Annotated in this window: 21 protein-coding genes and 1 pseudogene; all 22 read right to left on the minus strand. The window is 63.2% G+C overall.

Translation table 11 applies throughout. The annotated features are described in order from the left end of the window. Nucleotides 1-24: 24 nt before the first annotated feature. Nucleotides 25-987 (minus strand): ornithine cyclodeaminase family protein, encoded by a 963-nt coding sequence (locus tag XH79_RS01805; RefSeq protein WP_333938744.1) that lies wholly within the window; start codon nt 985-987, stop codon nt 25-27. 19 nt (nt 988-1,006) lie between these two features. Further along, nucleotides 1,007-1,681, minus strand: coding sequence for a helix-turn-helix domain-containing protein (locus XH79_RS01810; protein ID WP_271580420.1), 675 nt, complete (start codon nt 1,679-1,681; stop codon nt 1,007-1,009). Nucleotides 1,682-1,734: 53 nt separating this feature from the next. Next, nucleotides 1,735-2,940 carry an ABC transporter substrate-binding protein gene (locus XH79_RS01815; RefSeq protein ID WP_271580421.1) on the minus strand — a complete coding sequence of 402 codons (1,206 nt, stop codon included), beginning with the start codon at nt 2,938-2,940 and terminating at the stop codon, nt 1,735-1,737. Between the two features lie 60 nt (nt 2,941-3,000). Further along, nucleotides 3,001-4,059 (minus strand): branched-chain amino acid ABC transporter permease, encoded by a 1,059-nt coding sequence (locus XH79_RS01820; RefSeq protein ID WP_333938772.1) that lies wholly within the window; start codon nt 4,057-4,059, stop codon nt 3,001-3,003. Beyond that, nucleotides 4,033-4,908, minus strand: a pseudogene (locus tag XH79_RS01825) (branched-chain amino acid ABC transporter permease); the annotation flags it as partial. The gene XH79_RS01820 and the pseudogene XH79_RS01825, both read right to left, overlap by 27 nt. A gap of 26 nt (nt 4,909-4,934) precedes the next feature. Continuing rightward, complete coding sequence (locus XH79_RS01830) at nt 4,935-5,636, minus strand: ABC transporter ATP-binding protein (RefSeq protein WP_212338553.1); 702 nt, start codon at nt 5,634-5,636, stop codon at nt 4,935-4,937. Continuing rightward, nucleotides 5,629-6,540, minus strand: a complete 912-nt coding sequence (locus tag XH79_RS01835; RefSeq protein WP_333938745.1) for an ABC transporter ATP-binding protein — start codon at nt 6,538-6,540, stop codon at nt 5,629-5,631. The genes XH79_RS01830 and XH79_RS01835 overlap by 8 nt, the downstream gene beginning before the upstream one ends. A gap of 84 nt (nt 6,541-6,624) precedes the next feature. Beyond that, nucleotides 6,625-7,908, minus strand: coding sequence for an NAD(P)/FAD-dependent oxidoreductase (locus XH79_RS01840; RefSeq protein WP_271580422.1), 1,284 nt, complete (start codon nt 7,906-7,908; stop codon nt 6,625-6,627). 509 nt (nt 7,909-8,417) lie between these two features. Continuing rightward, nucleotides 8,418-9,119 (minus strand): HpcH/HpaI aldolase family protein, encoded by a 702-nt coding sequence (locus XH79_RS01845; protein ID WP_271580423.1) that lies wholly within the window; start codon nt 9,117-9,119, stop codon nt 8,418-8,420. Between the two features lie 13 nt (nt 9,120-9,132). After that, complete coding sequence (locus XH79_RS01850; RefSeq protein ID WP_271580424.1) at nt 9,133-9,936, minus strand: SDR family NAD(P)-dependent oxidoreductase; 804 nt, start codon at nt 9,934-9,936, stop codon at nt 9,133-9,135. A 7-nt stretch (nt 9,937-9,943) separates the two neighbouring features. Then, nucleotides 9,944-11,626, minus strand: coding sequence for a hydantoinase B/oxoprolinase family protein (locus tag XH79_RS01855; RefSeq protein WP_271580425.1), 1,683 nt, complete (start codon nt 11,624-11,626; stop codon nt 9,944-9,946). A 13-nt stretch (nt 11,627-11,639) separates the two neighbouring features. Next, nucleotides 11,640-13,706 (minus strand): hydantoinase/oxoprolinase family protein, encoded by a 2,067-nt coding sequence (locus XH79_RS01860; protein ID WP_271580426.1) that lies wholly within the window; start codon nt 13,704-13,706, stop codon nt 11,640-11,642. A 234-nt stretch (nt 13,707-13,940) separates the two neighbouring features. Further along, nucleotides 13,941-14,879, minus strand: coding sequence for a nitrogen assimilation transcriptional regulator NAC (gene nac, locus XH79_RS01865; protein ID WP_212338535.1), 939 nt, complete (start codon nt 14,877-14,879; stop codon nt 13,941-13,943). Between the two features lie 123 nt (nt 14,880-15,002). Then, complete coding sequence (locus XH79_RS01870) at nt 15,003-16,211, minus strand: aspartate transaminase (protein ID WP_212338515.1); 1,209 nt, start codon at nt 16,209-16,211, stop codon at nt 15,003-15,005. 60 nt (nt 16,212-16,271) lie between these two features. After that, on the minus strand, nt 16,272-17,012 hold the full coding sequence (locus tag XH79_RS01875; RefSeq protein WP_212338512.1) for a branched-chain amino acid ABC transporter ATP-binding protein: 741 nt from the start codon (nt 17,010-17,012) through the stop codon (nt 16,272-16,274). Next, a complete protein-coding gene (locus XH79_RS01880) occupies nt 17,005-17,775 on the minus strand; it encodes an ABC transporter ATP-binding protein (protein WP_271580427.1) in 771 nt (256 codons plus the stop codon). The genes XH79_RS01875 and XH79_RS01880 overlap by 8 nt, the downstream gene beginning before the upstream one ends. After that, on the minus strand, nt 17,772-18,758 hold the full coding sequence (locus XH79_RS01885) for a branched-chain amino acid ABC transporter permease (RefSeq protein ID WP_212338508.1): 987 nt from the start codon (nt 18,756-18,758) through the stop codon (nt 17,772-17,774). Before XH79_RS01885 ends, XH79_RS01880 begins: the two co-directional genes overlap by 4 nt. A gap of 44 nt (nt 18,759-18,802) precedes the next feature. Then, complete coding sequence (locus XH79_RS01890; RefSeq protein ID WP_212338506.1) at nt 18,803-19,675, minus strand: branched-chain amino acid ABC transporter permease; 873 nt, start codon at nt 19,673-19,675, stop codon at nt 18,803-18,805. 12 nt (nt 19,676-19,687) lie between these two features. After that, the gene (locus tag XH79_RS01895) at nt 19,688-20,875 is read right to left on the minus strand and encodes an ABC transporter substrate-binding protein (protein ID WP_212338504.1); all 1,188 of its coding nucleotides are present in this window, start codon (nt 20,873-20,875) and stop codon (nt 19,688-19,690) included. Between the two features lie 275 nt (nt 20,876-21,150). Next, a complete protein-coding gene (locus tag XH79_RS43185; RefSeq protein WP_442869893.1) occupies nt 21,151-21,411 on the minus strand; it encodes a hypothetical protein in 261 nt (86 codons plus the stop codon). A gap of 306 nt (nt 21,412-21,717) precedes the next feature. Then, nucleotides 21,718-22,860: a homoserine O-succinyltransferase MetA gene (gene metA / locus XH79_RS01905; RefSeq protein WP_271580428.1), complete on the minus strand. Its 1,143-nt coding sequence runs from the start codon at nt 22,858-22,860 to the stop codon at nt 21,718-21,720. Next, the gene (locus XH79_RS01910; protein ID WP_271580724.1) at nt 22,857-24,158 is read right to left on the minus strand and encodes an O-acetylhomoserine aminocarboxypropyltransferase/cysteine synthase family protein; all 1,302 of its coding nucleotides are present in this window, start codon (nt 24,156-24,158) and stop codon (nt 22,857-22,859) included. Before XH79_RS01910 ends, metA begins: the two co-directional genes overlap by 4 nt. Nucleotides 24,159-24,181 lie beyond the last annotated feature (23 nt).

Consider the following 24,181-nt stretch of genomic DNA (forward strand, 5'->3'; position numbering starts at 1 on the left):
CCCTTCCTTTCGAGGCGACCCGGCTTATGGCGCCGCACCGCCCGCTACGGAATCCCATCCACCGACGAGCAGCGAGGCCGCCGCAAGATCCTCGGATGCCGCGCCGACCGACTTGAAGATCGTGATCTCGCTCTCATCGAGGCGCCCCGGTCGCGCGCCACTCGTCAGCTCATGCAGATCACCGCAGATCTTGTCGGCCTGCCAGCGGTGCGCAGCAATCGGTTGGAGCAGATCGCCTGCTTCGGCGAGCGCGCCGCCATACGTATCGACAAACACGCGGCTGCGGCAGATCGCTTCGTCGTCGCTCTCGCGCATGTTCGGCGTGAACGCGCCGACGAGGTCAAGATGTGTCCCGGGCCGCAAATACCGACCCAGCACGATCGGCTCGGTGGACGTCGTGGCACAGCTGACGATGTCCGCCCGAGCCAAAGCCTCCGTCAGATCGGCGACGGGCTCGGCGGCGAATCCCTGGCGAGAGAATGTGTCGGCGAAGCCCCGCGCACGTTCCGAATTGCGCCCCCAGACAAGCACGCGTTCGATCGGACGTACGGCGCGATGCGCCGCAGGCAGGCTGGCCGCGATGCGGCCGGTTCCTATGACGAGCAGCGTATTGCTGTTCGATCGCGACAGATATCGCGAAGCCAGGGCAGAGGCGGCTGCGGTACGCCGGTTGGTCAGCGCTTCGCCATCGATCATGGCGCGAGGCTGTCCCGTTGCCCCGTCGAACAAGGTATAGAGCGACGATACCGAGCCGATCCCGCGGTCGGCATTGGCAGGAAACACCGTGACGAGCTTCACCCCGAGCGCCTTCCCGCGCTCCCAGGCCGGCATGGTCAGCAGATGTCCCGGCGTGTCGGGCGTTCCAAGCTCGTAGCTCTGTCGAACCGGCATCGCCTCGCCGCCGCGTCGAAAGGATTCGGCGAGAGCGTCGATCAGCCTGACATAGTCGAGGCCGACTTCTACCTCGGCTGCCGTATAGTAACGCAACAAGATTTCCTCACTTCATCTATTCGATCGACGCGATGCCCGTGCAGGTCCAGATGATCTCTGCGTCCACTCTGCTCAGAGAAATGATCGCATGTCCCATCTTGCTGTCGAAGTATGCGCTGTCGCCGGCCTCGAGAATGACGGGCGCGTAGAACTCCGTGTGAAGCTGGATGCGGCCGGAGAGCACGCAGAGGAACTCCTCGCCCTGATGGCGCACCCAGTTTGGAAATTCGTCCAGGCTCCGCGCGACCACCCGCGACTTGAACGGCAGGATTTGCTTGTGCGCGAGATCAGTCGCGAGCAATTCATAGTGATAGGTCGCCGTCTGATGGGATCTGCCCTCGCCACGGCGCGTGATGCTGCAGCGCCCGAACGGAGCGCTCTGCTGGCGCGTGTCGAACAGCTCGACAATGTCGAGCCCGGTGCCGCGAACAATCTTCTGCAGCACATCGTATGTCGGCGACATCTGACCATTCTCGATCTTTGAGAGGGTCGAACGCGATACACCGGTGCGCTGGCTGACGTCTTCCAACGTCCAGCCGTTGTCGAAACGCATGCGCTTCAAGCGCTGGCCGAGATCGACGGACGTATCCTCCTTGGCCGGCCGTGGCGCGGAAAACCGGGCCGGCACCGACGGCGCGAGCTGCGCCGCGGCGCTGATGCGGGGTTTGGTCGCTTTCTTGGCCACGGCCATTCCTTCTCGGGACCGTCACGGACGGCGCTGGTCACGCCGCCCGTGGCGGGGGTTCATTTCTTCACGAGCGAACACTCGCTCTGGCTGAGTGGAAGGAATACCTGATCCCCCGGCGTACTTGCCACAACATTATAATAGTCCCACGGCCCCTTCGATTCGGAAGGCTTCTTGACCTGGACGAGCAGCATATCATGGACCATCCGCCCGTCCTCCCGGACCTTGCCGTTCCTGGCAAAGAAGTCGTTGACAGGCAGCTCACGCATCTTGGCGGCGACAGCCTTGGCTTCGTCCGTCCCCGCGGCCTGCACCGCCTTGAGATAGTGCGACACTTCCGAATAGACGCCCGCCTGCAGCGCGGTCGGCATGGTCTTGCGTACCTCGAAGAAGCGCTTGGCGAAGGCACGGGTTTCGTCGTTCTGATTCCAGTAGAAGCCCTCAAGGAACGACATGCCCTGCGCGCTGGAGAGACCGAGCGCATGAATGTCGGTCAGAAACACCACCGGAGCGCTGAGGATCTGGCCGCCTGCGGTGATCCCGAATTCGCTGGCCTGCTTGATGGCCGTTGTCAGATCCTTGCCCGCAGTTGCCAGCAGGATCACCTTGGCCTTCGACGCCTGGGCCGGCAGCAGGAAAGCCGAGAGATCGTTGGCGCCGAAGGGGTGGCGCACGGAACCGACGAGCTTACCGCCATTGGCCTTGATTGCGTCGATCGCGATCTTCTCGAGCGAATGTCCGAACGCGAAGTCAGCGGTGATGATGAAGAAGGTGTCGTTGCCCTTCTCGATCAAGGTCCTGACCGGACCGACGACATTGGAGTAGTTGTCGTAGACCCACTGAAATCCGGTCGGTGAGCACGCCTTGCCCGTGAGATCGGTCGTACCCGGCGAGGAAAACAGTGCGATCCTGTTGGTCTCTCGCGTCAACTGCTGAACCGCCAGCGCAATGGCGCTGTTGGTGACGTCGACGATGGCGTCGACCTTCTCGCTTTCGATCCACTGCCGCGCAATGCCGAGACCGACATCGGCCTTCTGCTGGTGGTCGGCGCCGACCACCTCGACCGGCTTGCCGAGCACGGTCCCGCCGAAATCGGTGACGGCCATTCGCGCGGCAAGCAGCGAACCCGGACCGTTCATGTCCGAATACTGGCCAGACATGTCCGTCAGCACGCCGAGCTTGACGATGTCGTCGCTGGCTTGCGCGAACGCCGTTCCCGCCTGACCGAGAGAACCGAGGACGGAGAGCGCTGCAAGTCCCCGCATGAATCGCCGATGCATCTTCAATTGCCGCTCCTCTTTATTGCACAAGAATCCACTTCAAGCTCACTTGCCGGACACAGCCTGCACGGGGCTGGGCGCCGGACCGGTGCCATGCGGCTTGCGCCGGCGCCACCACGCCGCGACCTCGCCAACGATGCCGCGGCGGAACGCAAGAACGCAGACCGCGAAGATCAACCCGTGGATCACCGCGACCCATTGGCCGAGGCCGGCCAGATAGTTCTGCATGGCGACGACCACGAACGCGCCGATCACTGGCCCCAGGAGCGTGCCGACACCGCCGAGAAACGTCATGAGGAGGACTTCGCCCGACATCGACCAATGCGCATCGGTGAGACTGGCAATCTGGGTGACGATCGCTTTGGTCGACCCGGCAAGGCCCGCCAGGGCGGCCGACAGGGTGAACGCGACGCATTTGTAGTGGTCGATCTCGAAACCGAGCGACTGCGCGCGGGCCTCGTGATTGCTGATCGCCCTCAGCACACGGCCGAACGGCGAGTCGACCAGCCGCATGATCAGGACGAAGCCGCCGAGAAAGATCACCGTCACGAAGACGTAGAGATTGACGGGATTGGACAGATCGATCCGCCCGAACAGCATGCCGCGCGGAACGCCCTGCAAGCCGTTTTCACCACCCGTGAAGGGAGCCTGCAACGCGACGAAATAGACCATCTGCGCAAACGCAAGCGTCACCATGGCGAAGTAGATTCCGCTGCGGCGGATCGCGAGCCAGCCCGACACCAGCCCGAGCAACGCCGCCGTCCCGGTCCCGGTCAGGATCGCAAGCTCCGGCGTCAATCCCCACACCTTGGCCGCGTGCCCGCAGACGTAGCCGGCCGAGCCCAGAAACATCGCGTGCCCGAAAGACACCAGACGTCCATAGCCAGCGATCAGATTGAAGGCGCAGCCGAACAGCGCGAAGATCATCGCCTTCATCATGAAGCCTGGATAGATGACGAGCGGCGCCGCGATCAGGCTTGCGGCGAGCGCCAGGACGATGAAAATCTGCGCACCGGGAGATGATGTCGGCATCACGGCGTCCGCCTGATCGGGAGCACCGGCATTGTCCAGCTTTGAGCCGAACAATCCCGCCGGCCGCAGCATCAGCACCACGGCCATCACCAGGAAGACGATCGTGCTCGACAATTCGGGATAGAAGGCCTTGGTCAGGCCTTCGATCAGCCCCACGAGGAATCCGGTCACGATCGATCCCATGATCGAACCCATGCCGCCGATCACGACAACGGCGAACACCACGATCAACAGGTCCGCCCCCATGCTCGGGCTGACCTGGTAGACCGGCGCGGCCAGCACGCCCGCCAGCGCCGCGAGCGCGACTCCGGCGCCGTAGGTCAGCATGATCATGCGCGGCACCCTGATCCCGAACGCTTGAACAAGCATTGGATTCTCGGTCGCCGCGCGCAGATAGGCGCCAAGCCTCGTCCGCTCGACCACGTACCAGGTGCCCAGACAAACGATGAGCGACGCGGCGAGGACCCAGGCCCTGTAGTTCGGCAGGAACATGAAGCCGAGATTGCGGCCACCGGAAAGCTCGGCGGGAATCGCATAAGGCTGGCCGGACGACCCGAACCAGTTGCTGAGCGCGCCCTGGACCATCAGGGCCAACCCGAACGTCAGCAGCATTCCATAGAGGTGATCGAGCCCATAGAGCCGCCGCAACAGGAATCGCTCGACGACGATGCCCGTCAATCCGACCAACAGCGGCGCGATGATCAGTGCCCACCAGTAGCCGATGCCGAGAAAGTTGAGCAGCAGCCATGCCAGCATCGCCCCCATCATGTACTGCGCACCATGAGCAAAGTTCACGATGTTCATCATGCCGAAGATGACCGCCAACCCAAGGCTGAGCATGGCGTAGAAGGCGCCATTGACGAGGCCGAGCAACAATTGGCCGAACAGCACCGCCGAAGGAATGCCAAAGATCGTCGTCATGTCCCAGCGTTCCTCATCATCGTGCCTCAGAGCCCGAGATAGCTGTTGACCGACCCGAGCCGCCGCTCGAATTCGTCACCGGCTATCTCGTCGACGACACGCCCCATTTCGACAACGTAGTGGCGGTCAGCCAGCCCGCAGACGAATCCGGCGTTCTGCTCGACCAGGAGGATCGTGAAGCCAAGCCTCTTCAGATGCGACAGCATGCGGCCGATCTGCTGGATGATGACCGGCGCGAGCCCCTCGGTCGGCTCGTCGAGCAGGAGGATGCGCGCACCGGTACGCAGGATGCGCGCGAGCGCCAGCATCTGCTGCTCGCCGCCAGAGAGCTTGGAGCCCTGACTGTCGAGCCGCTCCTTCAGATTTGGAAAGAGGTTCAAGACCTCGTCGAGTGCGATGCCGCCTTCGGCGATCTTCGGTGGCAACAGCAGATTTTCCCGCACGCTGAGGCTGGCAAAAATGCCACGCTCCTCCGGGCAGAAAGCAATGCCCTTGCGCGCGACGTCGAAGGGGGCCGCGCCAATGATCTCCTCACCATCGAGGCGGATCGATCCTGCTCGCCTCTGGAGCAGCCCCATGATCGCCTTCAGCGTCGTCGTCTTGCCCGCACCGTTGCGGCCGAGCAGCGCCACTACCTCGCCGGCGCCGACGGAGAAATCCATGCCGTGCACGACCTTGGACTCGCCGTACCAGGCCTCGAGCCGGCGGACGCTGAGCGCCTCAAGCATGCGCACGCCCCGTGTAAGCCGCGATCACGACCGGATTGGCGGCGACGTCGTCATAGGGGCCTTCCGCCAGGATCTCACCCCGCACCATCACGGTGATCGTGTCGGCCAGCTCCGCAACGACATTCATATTGTGCTCGACCAGCAGCACCGTACGGCCCTGCCGCGCCTCCTGGATGAGCGCTGTAACCCGGCCGATATCCTCCCGGCCCAATCCCGCCATTGGCTCGTCGAGCAGGAGAACCTTCGGCTCCAGCGCCAGCGTCGTAGCGAGCTCCAGCACGCGCTTGCGCCCATAGGAGAGGTTGCCCGCCATCGTGGTGGCGTGCTCGGCAAGGCCAAAGCGACGCAACAACGCGGCTGCGCGCTCGATGATGCCGGAACGCTTCGATATACGACCGAGAACGTTCCATGCGAGGCCGCTGCTACGCAGCAACGCGACTTCGACGTTCTCCTGCACGGTAAGGCCGGCGAACACCGCAGATATCTGAAAGGAGCGCACCACACCGCGTTTGGCCATCGCCGGCATTTTCAGGCGCGTGACGTCCTCGCCCTCGTGCAGGATCACGCCGCCGGTCGGGGCCAGATGCTTGGTCAGAAGATTGAACAGCGTCGTCTTGCCGGCCCCGTTGGGGCCGATGACCGCGTGCACGCTGTCACGGGCAAGCCGGAAGTTCACGTTCTTCACGGCGAAGAAGCCATCGAACTGGCGCGTGAGATTCCGCGTTTGCAGAACGAACCCGGGATTCCCGATGTGCTCGGCAATGTCAGCCATACCCGCAGCGTGGAACAAAAGTTTCCTATCGTCAACAAATTCCACGATGATGCTTGCGGAGATTCTCGGCATTTGCCGGCCTAAAGAGGCAGCAACCGGGCTGGCGGCGCAGCTCCGCTGCGCATCTTGCAATGATTGACGTGCGAGGACCGATCCTGACCGCGCGCAGGATCGCCCCCGGCTCGACTGCCGCGAGTGACGGCGTCGAACGACCGATCAGAGCCGTGATTCAGTCAAATGAACGAACTGAGAGCCCACACGGTACAACGCCTCCTGCGCGGCGCGCCATCGCGGCTCCTCGATCGCCGCGACGGGCAGCGGGAGATCCTTCTCGCTGACATGGCCGAGCACATAGGATGCTAGCAGGCGCCCGAAGACCGTGCCCGGTGCGATGCCCCGGCCATTATATCCGTTGAAGGCAATCACGTTGCGGGCGAGCTTGTGAAAACGCGGCAAGTTGTCGGAGGTCATGCCGATCATACCGAACCAGGCGGCTTCGAACTCGACCGCGGTGAGCTGCGGATACATCCGGCGCAGCGTGCGGATGGCCCACGCCTTGTGGATCGCCGTACCGCTCCCCTCGAGTGCGCCGACGCTGCCGAAAATGAGCCGGCCTGCACGGTCGAAGCGAAACGAGGAGAGTACCTGCCGCGTGTCCCAGGCCCCCTGCCGTTCCGGCAGGATCGACGCCTTCAGATTGTCCGGCAGCGGCCTGGTCGCGAAGTTGAAGTAGGGCAGATGTACCTGCTCCTTCCGTAGCTGGGACCAGGGTCCTCGCGCATAAGCATCGGTCGACACGATCACCCAATCTGCACGTACGATTCCCGCTTTCGCGTCGACCTGCCAACGGGCGCCGGCGTCCCTTGCAGCGAGTACGGGACTCTGGGTGAAGATCTGGGCGCCAGCCGCAAGCGCGGCTCGTGCCAGGCCGCGGACATAGGCCAGCGGCTGAATGGTGCCGGCCCGCTTGTCGAGCAGCGCCCCGGCATAGTCGGCTCCGCCGACCTTTCGGCGCGTTTCTTCGGCGGTGAGCACTTCGACGGGCGCACCGCGCCGCTGCCACTGCTTTGCGCGCGTCTCGATCTCTTCCAATCCTCTGCGACCGACTGCGCAATGCAGCGTGCCCGCATGCACCGGCTCGCAGTCGATGCCGTGCCTGGCGATAAGATCGAACACCTCATTCGGCCCATGCCCCAACAGCTCGATCAGGCGCTCGCCGAAGGTCTGCCCCAACGTCGATACCAAAACGTCAGGCATGACCCACATGCCCGCATTGACGAGACCGACGTTGCGGCCGGAGCCGCCGAAGCCGATCTCGGAGGCTTCCAGCACGACGGCGCGGACGCCTTTTTGGGCCAGGTGAACAGCCGCGGACAATCCCGTATAACCGCCGCCGATGATGGCGACATCGACATCCATCTCGCCCGCCAATGGCTGAGTCTGAGGTGCTGGCGGCGCCGTCAACTCCCACAGTCCGTGCGATTTCGCATCGCCCTCCATCAGGCAGACTCCTTCAGCCGTAACGCATCTGCCGCGTCGGCAATCCGCCGACTGGCCTCCAATATCGACGTGGCGTAAGAAATCCGGAAGCAAGGCGCAAGCTCAAATGCGGAGCCGGGCACGACGTCGACGCTGTCCGTTCTGAGAAGATGCGTGGCGAGATCGGTATCGCTCTACACTATGATTGCATCGTCAAGGCCTTCAAAACGAAGATTACTCAAGACATCATTCCAATTGAGAATACGTACAGCCCCGTCCTTGCTGGGCTTGTGATCGTAATGTTCCCCAAGCACTGGTTGATGCCCGTCGTCCAGGTTGCACTGGATGGGGCACCGGGCCTTGGAATGACCAGTCAACATGCCAAAAAGGGGTGTCCATTCACTCGGCCAGGCCGCGTGGCGATGGCAAGGCCGATCTCTCACGACGGCCCGGTCACTAGTGCGCGTCGGCCGACGAGATTGGACAATTCGAGATGGCGGCCGTCACACGACATGGCGCTACATCCGCGATCAGCGGTCGAGCAGCCTCTTAACGCCGGCCAGACCGACGCGCAGGAACGGATCAGAGTGGATGTAGAAATACCGCACACCTTGTTCGAGTAGGGAAGGCAGTTCGTCCGACGTCACGAGCGTGCCGGCGACTTTGCCGGCCGCACGGATCTTCTTCACGGCATGCGCGACCCGCTCCATCACGGCCTGCGGCCGCGGCTGGCCGAATGGCGGTGCCGGCGGAAAGCCCATGTTCTGCGAGAGGTCGCCGGGCCCGATGAAGAAGACGTCAATGCCATCGACCGCGACCAGCGCGTCGATGTCGTCGATCGCCTTCGGCGTCTCGATCATGGCGATGACGAGCCGCTTCTCGTAATCGGCGGGACAGGCGTAGCGCACCGCATCGACGATGGCCCGCGCCTGCTCTGCGGTATCGACCATCGGCACCATCAAGCCGTCGGCGCCGGCGTTGAGATAACGGATCAGCACCGGCCGCTCATGGGAATGCGGGCGGACGATTGCGGCGCCGCCGGCACCGCGGATGGCCTGCGCTGTCACCCGCACGTCCTCGAAGCTCCAGGTGCCGTGCTCGCAATCGACGAAGATGGCGTCCGCACCGAGCTCGACCAGGCGCACCGCCAGTCCCGATGAGGCATGGTGCGGCGTGAACATGGTGACCGCCTCGCCCCTGGCAAGGCGCTCGCGCAAGTTGGCTCCGTTCATGGGATCCTCTTCTCTAGCTTTTCGGCTTGTCGGCAAGACCTGCGGGCGCGCCGACCCAGCGGGCCGTCTCGATATCCACGGATGTATCCCGCATGAAGGTCGGGCAGATGTGCAGCTCGGGAATCATCGCGCCCTTTTGCAGGCTGACGCAGAGCAGCACTGCGCGCGCGACGTCGTGCGGATTGAGCATAACAGCGCGTTCGCTGTCCAAAGGCGGTCTTGCACGATTGTCCATGATCGGCGTGTCGGTCTCGCCCGGCAGGATCGTCGTCGCGCGGATGCCATGATTGCGGAACGTATTGTGCAGGAAAGTCATGAAGTTCTTCACGCCGGCCTTGGCTGCGCCGTAGGCGGCACCGCCGAGCAGGTTCGGATTGACCACCGCGAGCGAGGACACCGTGATGATCGTACCTTCCTTCCTGGCGATCATATCCTCGAGCACGGCCTGGGTCAGGTTGAACACGGCCGTGAGATTGATGTTGACCGTGGCGTTCCATTCGGCCTCGGTGATGAACCGCGCGTTCAGCACCTTGCTGGCGCTGCCGGCATTGTTGACGAGGATGTCGATCGATCCGACGTTACCCTTGACCCAGGCCACCGTCTCGATGATCGCCTCACGCGAGGCCACGTCGAGCGCGCGAGCGGTGGCCTTGCCGCCCGCCTTCTCGATGACGGACACGACCGCCTGAAGCGGCGCGATGCGGCGCCCGGTCAGGACAACGGTTGCCCCCTCCTGGGCCAGCAGGATCGCGGTCTCCCGCCCGATCCCCGTGCCTGCCCCCGTGACGAGTGCGACTTTTCCGTCGAGTAGCCCCATGATTCACCTATTCGGCGGCAGTCGCCGCCAGGCTTGAGCCTTGATAGCCGTAAAACTGCCGCGCAGCCTGCGGTGTGATCAACCCCTCCGCAAGATCGAGCTCGATCGATGCAACAGAGCGTTCCGACGTCTTGCCCCAGCCACCACCACCGGGCGTTTCGACTTCGAGGCGGTCCCCGGTCTTCAAGACGACCTTGCCCTTCGGAAATTGCGGTCCGCCGTTCTTATACACCTTGCCCGCGCTGCCGGACTGACCGCCGACCACACCGAAGCAGGGATGACGCACCCGCTCGGAGGCAAGGTAGATGTTCATCGGGTTGCGGCCGAGGTTGCGCAGTACGACGTGCTGGCCGAGACCGCCCCGGCTCTTGCCGGCGCCGCCGGAGTCCGGAATCAACTCCTTGCATTCGACAAGCGCCGGCACGGCGATCTCGAACATCTCGATGGCGGTGACCCTGCAATTGGACGGGAAGCTCAGCGTGTCGAGGCCGTCGAACTCGGCGCGCGCGCCCTGCCCGCCGTGGAAGTTCTGCACCGAACCGTATTGCGAGCCGTCATCCCGCCGGCCGACGCAATTGGCGGCCCAGATCGGCGCACCGCCGCTGTCACCCATGACCTTGTCGGGCACCACACTCTCCAGCGCCTTGAAGATCAGCGATGGAATGACGTGCCCGATCAGGTTTCGCGAATTGCCCGCCGTCCATTGCTGCGGATTGAGAATGGAACCAAGCGGCGCCTCGTCGGTGATCGGGGTGATGCAACCCTCGTTGTTCGGCGTGTCCGGATCGAGCAGGCACTTCAGCGCATAGACCGAATGGGCGTAGCGGTAGTTGGTGCGGCAATTGATCGAGTGAAGGATCTGGTCGGACGTCCCGGCGTAGTCGACGTGGATGGAATCGTCGCGCACGATGACCGATGCTTTGAGTCTCACGTCGGTGTCATAGCCGTCGAGCAGGACCTCGGCGGAATACGTCCCGTTCGGCCACTGCCGGATGGCCTTTCGCGTTTGGGCCTCGGAGCGAGTATGGATGGCGTCCGCGAGCTCGTCGATGCTGTCGAGATCGTACTCATCGAGAAATTTCAGAAGCTCGCGCCCCATGACGTTGTTGGCGGCGACCATAGATTCGAGATCGCCCATCACCTCGGTCGGGAGGCGAACGGAGGCCGCGATGATGTCGAGCACATCCTGGTTGGGAACGCCCGCCTTGTGCAGCTTCACGATCGGAAAGCGAATGCCCTCCTCGAAGATGTCGCTGGCTTCCGAATGCAGGGGAGCGCCGCCGATATCCGGCAGATGCGCGATCGAGCCGGCATAGGCCACGACCTTGCCCTTCTTGAAGATCGGCGTGATCATCGTCACGTCGGGAAGATGGCCGGTGCCGATCTCCGGGTCGTTGGTGGCAAGGACGTCGCCCTCCTGCAACGTCTCCGCCGGAAACTTCGGCAGGAAGTATTTCTGCGCGGCAACCGGCAGCGAGGTGATGAAGACCGGGATCGACCAGGTGCACTGCGCGAGCGCGCGGCCCCGGCTGTCCAGCAGCACGGTCACATAGTCGTGGTTCTCGCGCACGATCGGCGAGAACGCGGTCCGGCCGAGCACGATGTCGGCCTGGTCGGCGATGAAGATCAACCTGTTCCACATCACCTGGAGGTTGATCGGATCGTTGAAATCGGCGGCGTTCACGGACATGGATACGTGGTCCTCAGGCGATATTGATCACGAGATTGCCGTTAATGTCGACGTGAGCGGTACCGCTCGGTCCGACCACCGCAGTGGACTCGCGCTGCTCGACGATGGCCGGCCCCCTGATCTCCTCGCCGACCGGCAGCTTGTAGTGATCGTACACCGGCGTTTCGACGAAGTCCCCATGCTCGCTGAAATAGACCGGACGGGTCCCCTTCTTCGCCTCGGCAGCATAGCGCGCGTGCGGCCGCGTCACCTGATCCTTCTGGCCGCCGGCGCGCAGGCGCCAGGTGATCACCTCGACCGATGAGCCTGCCACGGTCCGACCGAATAGCTCGCGGTAGAGCTTGAAGAAATTGGCGAGCAGCTGTTCGTGGAACTGCTTGGGCGGCAAGCTGCGATCCGGCAGGGCGACGGTAATCTCGTGGCCCTGCCCGACGTGACGCATGTCGACGGTGTAAGTGTTGGTGATGGTCTCCGGTGCAACGCCCGCGGCACGGACGACTTCAGCGCCCTGGGCGGCGAGATCTCCGAGCAGGCGATCCATCGCGGCGAAATCCCAATTGTCGACCTGCATCGGAAAGCTCACCGACAGATCGACGGCGACCGGAGCGATCAGCAGGCCGATCGCCGACGTGACGCCGGCCCCCGTCGGACAGATGATGCGCTTGATGCCGAGCTTGCGCGCGATACCATAGGCATGCACCGGACCCGCGCCGCCGAAGGCGACCATCGGCAGGCTGCGCGGATCGACGCCGAGATCGGTCGCATGCACGGCCGCGGCCTTGCTCATGGATTCATTGACGAGATCGTGGATGCCGAAGGCGCAGCGGGAAACACTGACGTCGAGCGAGGATGCGAGCTTCGTCATCGCCGCGAGCGCGGCGTCTTTCGATACCTTGAATGAGCCTCCGACGAAGGACCCGGTGCCCATATAGCCGAGCAGTATATCGGCATCGGTGACGGTCGGCTCGGTGCCGCCGCGCTGATAGGCCGCCGGTCCCGGCATCGCGCCGGCCGAACGCGGTCCGACGTCGAGCAGGCCAAGCGGATTCTTCGCAGCAATGGAGCCGCCGCCGGCCCCAATCTCGATCATGCGGATCGACTGGATCTTCAGCGGGAAGCCCGAGCCCTTGCGGAAGCGGTGATAATGCGCGACTTCGAGATCGGTACCGACCGTCGGCTCACCATTCGGAATCAGGCACAGCTTTGCCGTGGTGCCCCCCATGTCGAAGGACAGCACGCTGCCCTCTCCGGCGATGCGACCAAACTCGGCGGCGGCGACCGCACCTGCGGCGGGTCCCGACTCGATCAGGCGCACCGGCAGCTCGGCGGCGCGGCTGCTCGGCACGAGGCCCCCCGAGGACGTCATCCAGAGCACCTGGCGATCGATACCCTTGACGGCGAATTCGCGCTCGAGGTGAGCGACGTGTCCCGACATTTGCGGCCGCGTATAGGCGTTGACGACGGTGGTCGAGGCGCGATCGAACTCGCGCACTTCCGGGCAGACCTCGGAGGAGAGCGAGACGAAGATATCAGGATCCTCCTCGCGCAGCAGGGCTGCGATGCGCTGTTCGTGCGTCGGATATTTGTAGGCGTGCAGCAGGCAGACAGCGACGGACTTGATACCCTCCTGGCGCAGCCGGCCGGCGATCCCACGGACCGTCTCCTCCTCCAGCGCCGTGATGACTTCGCCGTCAGCGGAAATGCGTTCGACCGCGCCGAAGCTGTTCGCGCGCGTCACCAGCGGATCCGGATATTTAAGATTGAGGTCGTAGAGATCGTAGCGCCCTTCATTGCGGATGCGGAGCATGTCCTGGAAACCGGCGGTCGAGATAAAGCCGGTCTTGACGCCCTTGCGCTCCAGCACGGCATTGGTGACCACGGTAGTCGCGCCGAGCACCTGGAGCTTATCGAGATCGACGACATCACCAAACTGCTCGAGCAGATCGGACACACCGCGGACCACGGCTTCGGCGGGATTGTGCGGCGTGCTCAGCACCTTGTGGAGATGCAATTCATCTTTGTCGTCGAGCAGCGCGAAATCGGTGAAAGTTCCCCCGGTATCGAATGCGAGCTTGGCCATCTTTGTCCTCGAAGCGATCGCCGTGCAGGACGAAGCATTTTCGAGCTGCCTGCTGAACCGTGCGATCAAGGCTTGAATCGGGAACGCCGGGTTCGACGATGTCTTCGACGGTAGGAAATGCACCCGCCGCTGGCCAACACAACTCCGGTCTGCCGCCATAGGTTTTGCTTATGGCGTGCAGCGATCGGCGTTTGACACGTCTTGTCCCTGCAATGGATACGCGGTCAGCGGCGGCTAGACCGCGCGGATGCCTTGTGGATGGCCGCGCATCAGCTTCTCCACGACCGTAAGAAGCACCGATCGGGTCGCCAGCGCCGGCTCCGAGAGCGGCAGGTGATCCGACACGCAAAGCGAAACGGTCGCTTCGATTGCGGGACGGACGAGCCGCCGGACCTCGACGCCCTCAAAGCTGGATGCGCTTGCCGCCACCGAAGCCGGCAGGATGGTCGAGCCGAGCCCTTCCGTGACCGCCGCTCCCAGCGCCGACACGGATTCGATCTCCGAGACGACGTTCGGCGTCACCCGCGCCCGCGCCAGCGATTCATCGATCAATCGCCGCAGGAAATGGCCCTGGCTCGGCAAGAGCAGCTTGACGTCGGCGAGCGCCGACAACGCCAGCGGCTCATCGGCCTGCTTCTTCGCTCCCTGCTCCACTCGGGAGACCAGATACAGCTCCTCCCGGAACAGCGGCTGCAGCTTGACGCCCTTGATCGGACCGGAGCCGTAGATCATCGCCATGTCCATCTTGCCGGTCATGATGAGCTCGCTCAGCACATGACCGAAACTGTCGTTGATGTGGACGATGATCTGGGGATGCAGCGTGGACATCTCCTTCAGGATCGGCAGCGACAACGTGCTCGATGCTGAATAGGTCGCGAGCCCGATCGACACACGCCCAGCCAACGCCTTCGTCGATTGATCGATGTCGATCTGCGCCTGCTCGATCTGCTTCAGCAGCAGTTGGGCGTGACGGTAGAGAATGAGCCCCGCTTCGGTCGGGACGATGCCGTGATTGCTGCGCAGAAGCAGCTTGTGCTTGAAATGGCTCTCGAGTGCAGCGATCTGCTGCGACAGCGCGGGCTGAGCCGTCCGCAACAGGCCGGCGGCGCGCGACACGCTGCCGGCGTCGACGACTTTGACAAAGCTCTTCAGCTTCCTGAAATCGACACTCATAGGGGCCGAATGCTGGTCCTGGAAAGAAGGTCGGGAGCCGCACTATCCTTTATCTAGCCCATTGATTTCAATGGGATTCTCGTCGATTTAGAGGGTTTTCGCCGTATCCACGGCTCGCCGCGCTCAGGAAAGCGCGCGGCAGGCCTTCTCGATGCGGTCGCAGGCCTCTTTGATCGCCTCCATCGAGGTCGCGATCGACAGGCGGAAATACGGGGAGAGCCCATAGGCGGCACCCTGCACGGCCGCCACACCGACTCCGTCGAGCAGATAGAGCACGAAATCGAGATCGTTCTCGATGACCTTGCCATCCGGCGTGGTCTTGCCGATGACACCGGCGCAGCCGGGGTAGAGATAGAACGCACCATCCGGCACCAGACATGACAGGCCCGGGATCGCATTCAGCCGCGCGCAAGCATAGTCGCGACGTTCCTTGTAGAGCTTGACGCTGTCGCGAACGAACGCCTGGTCGCTGGTGAGCGCATGGGCGGCCGCGGCCTGGCTGATCGACGAGGGACACGAGGAGATCTGCGATTGCAGCTTGTTGATGGCTGCGATCAGCGGCGCGGGACCCGCCGCGTACCCGATCCGCCATCCGGTCATGGCGTAGGTCTTGGACACGCCGTTGGCGAGCAGAACACGTTCCTTCAGCGCCGGCACCGCAGCCGCTAGCGTGGTCGCCGGCTCGTCGCGGTACCAGATCTGGTCGTAGATGTCGTCGGACAGTACCAGCACATTGGGATGGCGCAGCAGGACCTCGCCGAGGGCCTGAAGGTCCGAGCGCGAATACGCCGCGCCTGTCGGGTTCGAGGGCGCATTGAGGATCAGCCAGCGTGTTCTGGGCGTGATGGCGGCCTCGAGCGCGTCAGCCGTCAACTTGAAGCCCTGGTTCTCCGAACAGCGGACGATGACGGGCTTGCCGTCATTGGCAATCACCATGTCGGGATAGGAGACCCAATAGGGTGCGGGGATGATGACCTCCGCCCCCTCCTCCACGCTCGCCATGAGCGCGAGAAACAGGATCTGCTTGGCGCCGCCACCGACGCAGATCTCGTTGTCGGCATATTCGAGGCCGAGGCGGCGCTTGTAGTCGGCTATGATCGCCTTGCGCAGGGCGACGGTGCCGTTCACCGCGGTATATTTCGTCTCGCCGCGATCGATCGCCTCATGCGCGGCCGTCTTGACGTAATCGGGCGTGTCGAAATCCGGCTCGCCGATCGCCATGTCGATGATGTCGCGTCCCGCCGCCTTGAGCTCGCGAACGCGGGCGGACGCCGCCGTGGTCGGAGAGATCTTGATGCGCGAGACGCGCGAAGCCGGCACGAAAATCGTCACGTTTGTCGTCCTTCAGTTTGCGAATATGGGGGCGCGCGTCCGCGGCGAACGCCGTGATAGCTAGTGCTCGACCTCGGTCTCGCCGCGCATGCGGCCCGTGAGGAACAGTTCGCCCAGCTCGTCGTGGGTAATATCTGCCGGCCGGCCATCCCAGATCACCTTGCCGAGACGCAGGATGACCGCGCGCTGAGCGACCTCCATGGCCTTCTTGGTGTTCTGCTCGACCAGCAGAATGGTCTGACCGGTCGCGTTGATACGAAGCAGCTCGTCGAAGACGATGCCGATTGCGCTCGGCGAAAGTCCCACGGACGGCTCGTCGACCAGCAGGATCTTCGGCCGTTGCAGCACGGCCATCGCCACTTCCAGCAATTGCTGCTCGCCGCCGGACATGTTTCCGGCAAGCGTATTGCGCCGTGTCTTCAGGATCGGGAACAGGTCGTAGACATAGTCCCGCTCCGCCTTCACCTGGCTGTCGCGCAGCGTATAGGCGGCCATCTGCAGATTTTCGTCGACCGTCATCACCGGGAAATTGCAGCGTCCCTGCGGCACCCATGAAATGCCTTCGGCCAGGATCGCGCGCGACTTCAAGGCCGTGATGTCCTTGCCTTGCCAGTTGATATTGCCACCCTTGATGGTCGTCATGCCATAGAGCGTCTTCAGCAGCGTCGACTTGCCGGCGCCGTTCGGTCCCATCAGCGCGACGAACTGCCCCTGCGGAACGTCGAGATCGACGCCGTTGAGAATATCGAGCGAGCCGTAGCCCGCGCGCAATCCCTTGATCGAGAGAGAGGGTTCAGCCACCGAGATAGGCCTCCCGCACCGCCTGGTTCTGGACGATATCCTCCGGACTTCCCTCCGCAAGCTTGCGGCCCTGGTCGAGCACGACCACGCGCTTGCAGAGGCTCGTCACCACATCGATGTTGTGCTCGATGATGAGGAAGCTGACACCGAAGGAGGTGTTGGCGAGGCGGATGCTCTCGACCACGCGTTCGATCAGCTTGGGGTTGATGCCGGCCATCGGCTCGTCGAGCAGGATGAGCTTCGGCTCCGGCATCAGCATCGAGGCGAACTGGATCAGCTTCTGCTGGCCGCCGGACAGCTTGCCCGCCGGCTGGAAGCGCACGTCCCAGAGGCCGGCGATCTTGATCAGCTCGCGCGCCCGTTCCCGCAGCGCCGCGACGCGGTTGCGGGCCGCCGATCCAATCCCGAACGTCGACCAGATACCGGGAAAGGTGAACATCTGGCCGGCGATGACGAGGTTCTCCTCGATATCGAGCGCTGAGAACACCACGGTCTTCTGGAACGACCTGAGCATGCGGCCCTCACGGGCGATGTCGTTCAGCGACCAGCCCGTGATGTCCTGGCCGTCGAGCTTCACGGCACCGGCGCTGGGTTTCGCGAGCCCCGTCACGCAATCGAAGAAGGTCGACTTGCCCGAGCCATTGGGGCCGATGAGCCCGCAGATCTCGCCGCGGCCCACGTGCAGATCGACGCCATCGACGGCGCGGACGGCACCGTAGGACTTGCAGAGACCGGAGATGTCGAGGATCGGAAGGCCGGTCATTTGCGCCTCTCAAGGAAAGACCAGAAGCGGCCGATCAGCGGCGCGAATCCGCTCGGAAACCAGAACACGAGCCCAAGCAGGAAGAAGCCATAGGCGATCATGCGCAGCTCCGGCGTGACGCGCAGCGCTTCGGTGAGACCGACGAACAACAGGCTGCCGAAGATGACGCCCGAAATGGTCCCGGCGCCGCCGCCGAGCACGATGATCAGCATCGTGGTCGAGTAGTACATCTGGAACGTGAGCGGGCTGACGACGGTGAGGTAGTGCGCATAGAGGCTGCCGCCGAGACCGGCGAACGTGGCGCTGATCATGAACACCACCAGCTTGTAGTGCCAGGTGGGGATACCGACGGATTCCGCCAGCGTCTCGTTCTCGCGGATGGCGATCATGTTTCGCCCGGCCGGCGAACGGACGATGAGGAAGGCGACCAGCGTGGCGATCGCGGCGATGGCGAGGACCAGATAGTAGAAGCCGACCGTGCCGGAGACGGTGAACGAAGCCGGCCCCAGCGCAAAATAAGGTTTTGGAATCGCCGCCAAGCCCATGTCGCCGCGCGTCAGGCTGATCCAGTTCTTGGCGATGGCTTGGCCGATGATGACGAAGCCCAGCGTACACATCACGAACGACGTCGCACGCAGCCTCAGCGCCGGAATGCCGAGCGGCAGCGCGATCGCGCCGGCCATCAGTCCCGCTGCCAGGAAGTTCACATAGAAAGGTGTACCGAAATGCACCGCGAGCAGCGCGGACGTGTAGGCGCCGATGCCGAAGAACGCCGCCTGCGCCAGCGACAGCAGGCCGGTGTAACCGAGCAGCAGGTTGAGCCCGTGCGCCGGCAGGAGGAAGATCAGTGCGATGATCATTGCGTGCAGGGGATAATTGCCGAGGAACAGCGGCGCGACACATGCCAGCACCACGAGCGCGACGCCGAAGGGAACGCGAAGGTCCCGCCCCGTCGTTGCGGCCGTGAGTTCAGCGGACGTCATGTTCGGCTCTCGGGCGATCTCGCTCACCTGTCACCACCGCATCTCTAGAAGCGCGCCTGCGCGGAAAAGAGCCCGTGCGGACGCCACATCAACACCAGCATCAGGGTTGCGAAGCCGACCGTGTCGCGGAATTGCAGGCCGACGTAAGTCGCGACCAGGCTCTCGGCGATACCGAGGATCATGGCGGCGACGAACGTGCCGCGCACGTTGCCAAGCCCGCCCATGATGATGATCGGCAGCGTCTTGAAGGTGATCAGCTCGCCCATGCCGCCATAGACGCTCACGTTCACCGGCGCGGTCAGCACGCCCGAGAGCGCGGCAAGACAGGCACCGACGATGAACGTCCACAGCGCGATGTGGCGAACGTCGATACCGACCACTGCGCAGCACTCGATGTTCTGGGAGACCGCGCGCATGGCCTTGCCCATCCGGCTGTAGGTCACCATCAGCTCGAGCCCGACGAACACGATGAGGCCGACGATGATGATCAGGATGCGCTGTTCGGCCAGGGTGAAGCCCAAAACGCTCACCGGCTCGATATAGCCGCCGGAGAAGAACTTGTAGCTGCCGCCGAAGACCAGGATCACCGCGTTCTGCAGGATCAGGGCGACGCCGAGCGTGGCGAGAACGCCAGCCTCCGCCGGCGCTCCCACGATCCTCTGCATCACAAAGTTGCCGACGACGACGGCAATGGCCGCCGTCGCAACCACGCCGATCACGACCGCGACCGGATAGGGCAGATCGAAATAGTCGATCGCAAACCAGGCCCCGAACGTCCCGAGCATGTAGTATTCGCCATGAGCGAAGTTGATCGCACGCAGGACGCCGAAGATCATCGTCATGCCGACGGCAACGATCGCGTAGACCGATCCGGAAACGATGCCGTTAACGACCTGCTCGATGATCGTGTAGAACATGGGCCACCGTTCCTACTTGGGGTAGTCGATCTCGGCCTTGTAGGCGCCCTTGATCACGGGCTTGCCGCCCTCGATCTCGAGGAGGATCATCGGCAGGCGTGCCTGGTTGTGATCGTCGAAGGTGACCTCGCCGACCGCGCTATCATATTTGATGCCAGAGAGCGCGGCGCGGACTTTCTCTCGATCGACGCTCTTGGCCTGCTCGATCGCCTTGGCGAGGAGATGCACCGTCTCCCAATGCACGTAAGCGTGATTGTTGGGAGCTTCGCGATATTCGGCAGTGAATTTTTCGACGAAAGCCTTGCTCTTCGGAGAGTCGTACGCCGGAAGCCAGGCTGCAGCCTCGATCGCGCCCTCCATCGCCTTCGGCGCCGCCTTGATGGTGCTCGCCGTATTGAACTCGGCGTTGCCGATCAGCGGGATCTTGCCTGCGATTCCGACTTCCATCATCTGGCGCCCGACGATGGGCGAGGAATCGGCATTGCCGTACATGATGATGGCCTGGGCGCCGGAGTCGCGGATCTTGGAGAGCACGCTGCGGAAATCCACCTCGCCCTCCTTGTAGTAGTCTTCCGTCAGGATCGCGCTCTTGAAGCGCGGCAGGTATTTCTTGGTGAACTGGATGGCGGCGCGGCCGTAATCGCTGTCGACCGAGAGCACGGCGTATTTGGTGAAGCCCTTCTTTTCGGCCGCGTACTGCAGCACGAGCAGTGCGCGGTTCTCGTCGGTCGGATAGTTGCGGAAGGACCATTTGAAGCCGCCGACGCCCGCCTTGTAGGTGATCATCGGATTCGACGAGGCCGCATTGAGTAGAAGCATGCCGGCGTCCTCGGCGACCGGCTGCATGGCCAGCGTGACCGAGCTCGAAACATCGCCGATGATGAAGTCGACCCGGTCCTGGTCGATCAGACGGCGGGTCGCAGAAACGCCCTCGACCGGCGTACCCTGACTGTCCCCGGGCATGACGTTGATCTTGCGTCCGCCAACGCCGCCGGCGTCGTTGATTTCCTTCGCGGCCATCTGGGCGCCGCGCATCGAAAACGCCCCATACCGGGCGTTCGGGCCGCTCATGGGCGCAACGAGACCAAGCCTCACTGTCCCGTCTTCACTTCGGGCCGCGAAGGCGGCGGAGGACATCGTCTGGAGCCCAACCAGAGCGGTTCCGATGCAAAATCCCCGTCGGCTCAACTCGATCGTCATTAGCCCGCTCCATTGCTGCCACAAAATGATGCGCCCGCGAACTGTGCCACTTCGGTGGTCTTGCCCTTGGAATTTTTTGCTGCGGCCGACGGTAAAAAATAGATTTACGTTTGATGACAGGGGAAGCACGACTGTCCTCTGCCGCCATAGCGAATTCTTATGGCGCCCTGAGGGGCGATGGAGGCGTTTGCCCGCCACCGGCGCGCGGAGCATCTGAGCGACACCCGCATTGAACTTGCTGGCGCCCCGTTTGGAACTGTCATGGAACGACGAAGTCACGGCCCGTAGATCACCAGCTCCGAGTCGGACAGATCGGCAAGCCGGGGGCAATGCGGACCCTTGAAGTACTTCCGGCCGATCGGCTCCCTGTAGATGCCGAGGAGGCCGGTCACGGAGCCATTGGCATCGAGAGCAATCGACATCCAGCCGCGTCGAACCAGGAAGCGCCCCATAGCGCCGGCGCAAACGACGTAGTCGGCCAGATCGGCGCAATAGATCAATTGCATCACCGGCAGCCTGATGCGACGGATCCGCATCGGCTGCAGCACGAACGGAAAGGCGCGGCCATCGCCAGCGCGACACAGCTGGAGAGATTGCAGCGGATGGAGGCACCACCGCCCTCGTTCCTTGCGGTGCGGATCAACAGCAGAGCGCCGACAGGTGCCTGGTCGTGCTCAAGCATATAGCCAAAGCGCGGGAAGCGGTCGGGCGTCCAGACAAGCGCCTGAGTCCGTCGATCCAGTAGTCGCGCGAGCGTATTGGAAAGCCCTTTGTCAGAAGATCGGCGACGGCGTCGAGATCGGCTGTTCCTATCTCACGGCAGCGGATCATTATCTAGACTCTCACTCGTTGTATCCGAGCCGCCTCATGGTCCCCTGGTTTGGCGAGCGCGCCAGGCGAGCGGATCGAGCGGCAACCAACTTGCGTCCGTGGCGACGGGCCGGAATTCCGGCTGCAGCGAGAGCTGCTTCTCGCATCGAGTGTGCGCGTCGCTGCGTGACGATGTAGCGCAACCAGTTGCGGTATATGCGCTGGGCCGGAAGACGCCAGACGTTGCTCAGGTCCTTCGCCAGCTGATCGGCTGGAAAATCGGCGAAAAGCTCCGGGTTTCTGTCCGAAAGGGCCTTCTGTCGGAAAGCGATCAGCATCTTTTCCGCGCCCTCGTTCAGGTAGCCTCTCGGTATCGTCGGACAGACTTCGTTCTCTCCCCGGAGGAAACGCCCCATATCCCTCCGATATTCACCCAGCAGGCTCTGGGTTTCGTATTCCGGGTGGCCCTGGAAATGGACGAATAGGCTGTTCTTCTGCTGCTTGACGAAGCAGTCGACCCCGGCCTCCGCCGACCAAGTGAGAACTGAATATCCGCAGTCCGAGAGATCCTCCTCCTGCACCTCGTTCCAACGGGCGTGCGGTATCCGGAAGGTCCTCGGAACATCCTGCATCAAGGGATGATGTCTCGTCTTCGTTTGAGCGAAGACACCGAAGCATTTGCCAGGCAGCTTGTGGCGCACAACGCCGTCCCGGTGCAGGACGGCCCCATGGACAGCCAGGCAGGAAAACACCGACGACACGGTATTCTCGGTCGCCCAGTCGGCGATCTCGGTGAAGGTGCTCCAATATGGCTCTTCCGTGAGGCTGGCGGCCCTGGGTTCGGCGCCCGTGATGATCACGCCATCCAGGCTCCTGTTCAGCAGATCATCGATGCCACGGTAGTATCGACCCACGTAATCGCGTCCCCATTCCGAACGGGGCGTCGCCGCCATCGCATAAAAGTGCAGCCTGACGCACAGTCGTCCGGCAGCCGCATCGAGCAGATCGAACAGCTGCCGCTCGGTCGACATCAGGGCGGCATCCGACATGTTGTTGATGAGCCCGATGTCCAGACACTCTCCCCGGTTTCCTTGCGACGCCGTCGCACAGGCGCCGCGCGGCGCTCTGGAGAAGAGGTGGTGATCGTGTGAATCGATATCGATTAAGACAGTCATCCGAATGCCTTCACGTTTGACGAAACGCTCGCTGCGCAGAGCGCCTGATCGAGATCCGCGAGGATGTCGTCGATGTGCTCGATTCCGACGCTCAGCCTGATCATCTCGGGCCGCACGCCGGCTTTCTCCTGTTCCTCGACGGACATCTGCCGGTGCGTCGTCGACGCGGGGTGGCAGGCGAGCGTTTTCGCATCGCCAATGTTGACCAGCCGCTTGCAGAGCTTGAGCCTGTCGTAGAACCGCTTGCCCGCCTCGAAGCCTCCGGCGACGCCAAAGGTCAACAGCGAACACGCTCGACCGTCCAGATACTTCTGCGTCAGCGCAAAATAGGGGCTGTCGGGAAAGCCCGCATAATTCACCCACCCGACACGGCCGTCATCGCGCAAGAATCGCGCGACCTTGGCGCCATTCTCGACATGCCGCTCGATCCGGAGCGCGACGGTCTCGATGCCCTGAAGCAGCAGGAAGGCGTTCATCGGCGCCAGCACGGCGCCGGTGGTCCTTTGCGAAACGGCGCGGCAACGCGCAATGTAGGCAGCGGCGCCGTAGCGCTCGGTGAAGACCAGCCCGTGGTACGATTTCTCCGGCTCGTTCATCATCGGAAAGCGCCGGCGATGCTCGGTCCAGGGGAATCTGCCGCCGTCGATGATAATTCCACCGAGCGTCGTGCCATGCCCGCCCATGAATTTCGTCAGCGACTCCACAACGATGTCAGCGCCGTATTCGATCGGCCTGAGCAGCATCGGTGTCGGCACGGTGTTGTCGACGATCAGTGGGACACCGTGCCGGTGCGCGACCTCCGCCATTGCCTGGATGTCGCAGACGTTTCCGGCCGGATTTCCCACGCTCTCACAGAAAACCGCGCGTGTGTCGTCGTCGATCAGCCTTTCGACACTTTCCGGCCGGTCGTCTTCCGAAAAGCGGGCATCAATGCCCTGCCGCGGCAGGATGTGCGCGAACAGCGTATGGGTGGTGCCGTAGAGCTGCGGAATCGAGACGATATTGGAGCCCATTTCCGCGATGTTGACCACCGCATAGTTCACCGCAGCCTGCCCACAGGCGACGCTGAGTGCCTCGATGCCTCCTTCAAGGGCGGCAACGCGCTTCTCCAGCACGGCGTTTGTTGGATTGCCGATCCGGGTATAACGGAAGCCGTCGACTTCGAGGTTGAAGAGCGCCGCTCCATGGTCGGCGCTGTCGAATGCATAGGAGGCCGTCTGGTAGATTGGCACGGCAACCGCCTTCGTTGCCGGATCATCTTCGAAGCCGCCATGAACGGCGACAGTCTCTCTTCTCATGGTCGCTGGCTCTTCGGCTCTCC

Origin of the sequence: Bradyrhizobium sp. CCBAU 45389 (assembly GCF_028128625.1) — a bacterium.
GTDB classification, from domain to species: Bacteria; Pseudomonadota; Alphaproteobacteria; order Rhizobiales; family Xanthobacteraceae; genus Bradyrhizobium; species Bradyrhizobium liaoningense_B.